Consider the following 3609-nt stretch of genomic DNA (forward strand, 5'->3'; position numbering starts at 1 on the left):
GGTATAATAACAAAGAACAAATCACTACATACGCCCCAAACAATATGTAATACACCTCATATTGCCACAGAGGTGGTTTGTATATTTCATAATCCATTCGTTGCATTAGATCTTCCGTATCAAACCAACTTCCAGCCATCCAAGAGAACTGAAATATCGCGAAAATATTATAAATCCAAAATAAAAATATAATTTTATATAGTTTCATTATTTTAGAATTTTTATGGTTATTTCTAAAAATCCACTCACTACACTGGCATATTCCTTGCAGCTCGATTCCTATCAATTAGGTTTTAAAAACTCTTATTTTTATGAGATATAAAGAGGGTACTTTTACATTATGCTAATTGTGTTAGCGCTTTAATTTTTTAACAACACTGCTGATATATTACCAAGGCTCCCCATCTTCATCTTGTATCTTTACAGTAGTTTGCTTTTTAAACCAATCAAAAAAGTCTTCTACTGATATCTCTATATTTGGTGGATGAGAACTAATTTCAACCACAATATATTCATCTTTTAGAAATATCCTCACATTAAAAGGCCAAGTATTCTTGTACTCAGCATCTTGTAACCAAAACTCACCATTGTTGGAATAAAGAAAAGTCCTTAAAGAGTATATCTTTTCTTCTATTCTCTCTTTATTCATATAATACCACTTTTTGTCCTCAAATATAATATATACTTCTGCTGCCATTCTCTTCTAAATTAAGTTCTATATATTCCCTACTTGGTGTAAGCATGTAGCTTAATGACTATATCAATTAAGCCTTATATTATTAATCTACATTAAAGAAGCTATCATAACCATCTATTGCTTTATTTAATACTTTCAGTTTGTCATAACCTATTTTCTTTATCCCTGACAATTTTAATTCTTTATATTTTAACTCATCTATAATAATCCCATTAAGAGTACTAGGAAATAAGGGCAAATTTGGAATATCATTTTTTAGAATATACCAATTATTCAAAGGAAGTGGAAAATACATTACTCTACCACATTGCTCACATCTTTTGCAGGAGGATTCCTTTCCTCCTCTTATAGGAACTACTTTTTTAGGAACCATTGAAATATAGTCTTCAGATTTCTTTTTATTTACATCATATACATCCCCTATAAAAAACATTTTTTCTATATTTTTTATTTCTAATATAGGTATAAGGTCTTTTCGTAACATTTGAATATTCGCTCCTATAACAGCAGTAAGTGGGGCAAAGTTTTTTCTAAACTTTTCACTAAGATATATATCAATAGGTGAGGGGGATATAACATTCCCACAAGAACAGATTATTTCTTTATTTTTTAGATCTTCAATCCAATTGTTATCCGCTTCTGGAATATTTTGAGAAGGATCACTTATTAAGTAAAACATTTTTTCCATTATTCATAGATTTTAAAATTTCTCCGCTAGTATGAGTGTTTTGCCCTACTGCCACGCCTCTTGTTGCTACTGTCCTAATTAATTAGGTTTTAAAAACATTTGTCTCGATAGTTCTACATAGTGATTTTGGAGTAATGTAATAAGTTTAACAACACAGCTGATATTATAGATTGGTATAAATAGAATATCCTTCCTCAACAAAGTCCAGACCTTTTAACTTATGCTTCAAAGATAATTTTTTAAACTCTTCATTGACAATTATAACAGATTCTTTCTCCTCTAATCTACAAATAGAACTATTGAGCATAAAATTCTCTGTTAAGAATAACTTTTGTATTTGTATCGTTCCAAAAGAGTCCTTTTTCACTACAGATTTTTCAAAATCAATCCCCTTAAATGTTTTCAACAAGACCATCACAAAGTAATTATCGTTGATTTCTCCGTTTTCAGCAATAATTTTTGCTCTCAAATAAGCTATTTGCCTCTCTTTTTCTAAATGATCAAACACTTCTCTAAATCGCTTACTTACCAAAGGAGGTCCGTCGGCTACAGGAAGATAGTCATACTTTTCTAAGTAAGTATCTATTTTATCTACTTCGTAAATAATAGGATCGTCAGATGCAACCTGTTTTCCTTTAAAGAAATCGAATCTATCTATCTTATTTTCTTCACTATAAAAGAAGTAGGCACTTCTCTTATATTTTTCATATAATTCGTAATATTTCATTTTACCTACATTTAATGATTCTTTCTTGTGAGGTTTTGCTCGCACGCTCTATTAGACTAAAAACGATTATCTATCCAACATTTTCAATACCTCATCTTGCTGTACATTCCAAAAAGGGACTTCTAAAGGTATTTCGGCAAGGGGTGTGTTTAGTAAGGGGTGATTCACGATAGGGGTTTCAAGTTGTTCTTGCCTGCGTAATAATTCAATAAGTTTTATTTCATAAGGAATAAAAGCAAAATTAAAGATTTCACTGAACTTAGTAGCTGTATGCATTGCACTGAAAATATGTTGATTGCAAATTTCATATAGAACCTTACCTAAAATTTCTAAGTCTCTGGTATCCCATACCGACAGGAATTTTTTATAAATAGTGTCTTCAGGCAACATTGTTAGGAAATCTTCATTTAGTTGTTTTGTTTTAAGTAAATCATACAGGGTAAATACAAATAAATGATGTTGTTCTCCTTTCTTATAACTATCTTTATAATCACTGAAATACAAATTTATATATTTTCTAAAAATAGAGCTCATTTCCTCTTTGCCCCAAATAGTGGAAAGTGCCAATAAGCCGCCTAAACTCTTACTTGAGGGTGCTATTACACTATACCGATCAGGAATTTGAGGCAAGCTGAATAATTCGATAATAATTTTCTCCTGCCAAAGCAAATTTTTAGTAAAGTATAGCCACGCCTCTTTGTCTCCATTAAGCAACAAGTGCTTGGGCAGTGTATCCAAATGAATTCCTATGGAAGACCGCAAACAACTTGCTTTTTCATATCCATCTTCATTCTCTTTAATTTTCTTACGGATTCTCTGCTTAATCCCCTCTATTATTTCAGATGTTGACGACAAGCAATCATCATCTTTTTTAAGTCTTTTAATTTCTTTATTAAAGAAACTAATAATCTTATGCTCATCATCACTTGTTAATGAGGGGACTTCTGGCATTGTAATCGTTAAATGTTTCATATTTTATAGGCTTTAAAAACGCTTTTCTATATGGGGTAGTGTTTGTAGCAACACAACTGAAACGTTACCTAATTTTCCAATATTCCATTTTCTATAACATATCCTGTAATTGCTTCTTTCTCTAATTCTTCAACAAGTGATTGTGCAAAAAACAAACCTTTTCGTGTTTTTATCACATCATATTCCATTTGAATATTTAAATATAATAAATAAGGTATAGCCATATGTCTATTATACGCTGCGTTTTCATAGTCATTTACATCTCTAAATGTTACCTTTCCCTCTTCATTATAAAATATACTTTTATCGAAATCAAATGTATTAGCCAAAAGGGTAGGAAAGCCTACTAAAAAATAGTCTTGTGAGAAAGTAGCTATTTTTGCAGGTATTTTGTTGTGAATGGGAAGCCTATATTTAGCAAGAATTTCGTAAGCTCTCTCACTTATTAAAAATGAAATGTCAAATAATTCTTCACTATAATTCATAATATCCAATTCCTTGATACTTTTCGTTTTAGGAAAATAA

General features: G+C 30.5%; 5 protein-coding genes and 1 pseudogene. All 6 read right to left on the reverse strand.

What is annotated here, in order from left to right; genetic code table 11:
* Positions 1–208 (reverse strand): annotated as a pseudogene (locus tag Q0625_RS07405) (hypothetical protein); the annotation flags it as partial.
* A 180-nt stretch (positions 209–388) separates the two neighbouring features.
* Positions 389–697, reverse strand: coding sequence for a hypothetical protein (locus Q0625_RS07410; RefSeq protein ID WP_298825244.1), 309 nt, complete (start codon positions 695–697; stop codon positions 389–391).
* Positions 698–779: 82 nt separating this feature from the next.
* Positions 780–1385, reverse strand: coding sequence for a hypothetical protein (locus Q0625_RS07415; protein ID WP_298825248.1), 606 nt, complete (start codon positions 1383–1385; stop codon positions 780–782).
* 163 nt (positions 1386–1548) lie between these two features.
* Complete coding sequence (locus Q0625_RS07420; protein ID WP_298825252.1) at positions 1549–2112, reverse strand: DUF1629 domain-containing protein; 564 nt, start codon at positions 2110–2112, stop codon at positions 1549–1551.
* Between the two features lie 66 nt (positions 2113–2178).
* Complete coding sequence (locus Q0625_RS07425; protein WP_298825255.1) at positions 2179–3084, reverse strand: hypothetical protein; 906 nt, start codon at positions 3082–3084, stop codon at positions 2179–2181.
* A gap of 68 nt (positions 3085–3152) precedes the next feature.
* Positions 3153–3609, reverse strand: a 457-nt coding sequence (locus Q0625_RS07430; RefSeq protein ID WP_298825258.1) for a hypothetical protein, incomplete at its 5' end; no start/stop codon positions are given.

Origin of the sequence: uncultured Capnocytophaga sp., from assembly GCF_938029845.1 — a bacterium.
GTDB lineage: Bacteria > Bacteroidota > Bacteroidia > Flavobacteriales > Flavobacteriaceae > Capnocytophaga.